The following is a 266-nucleotide window of genomic DNA, read 5'->3' on the forward strand; positions in this document are numbered from 1 at the left end:
TCGTAGAACTGGGCTCCATCGCCAAGGCGGCCGACGCGCTGGACCTGTCCTCGGCCGCGCTGAGCAAGCAGCTGCGCGCGCTCGAAGCCCATCTGGGCGCCGTGCTGCTGCAGCGCACCACGCGCCGCATGAGCCTGACCGACACGGGCCAGGCCTACTACGCAGAGTGCTGCAGGCTGCTCGATGAATTCGATGCGCTGGAGCAGTCGGTGCGCGCGCAGTCGCAGCAGGTGGCCGGTCGGCTGCGCGTGAATGCGCCGCTGTCG

General features: G+C 69.9%; 1 protein-coding gene. It reads left to right on the top strand.

From position 1 onward, the window contains the following. Positions 1-266: LysR family transcriptional regulator (locus MXD60_RS30540; protein ID WP_248822405.1), on the top strand; the 266-nt coding region annotated here is incomplete at both ends.

Origin of the sequence: Frankia sp. AgB32, assembly GCF_023243045.1 — a bacterium.
Lineage (GTDB): Bacteria > Actinomycetota > Actinomycetes > Frankiales > Frankiaceae > Frankia.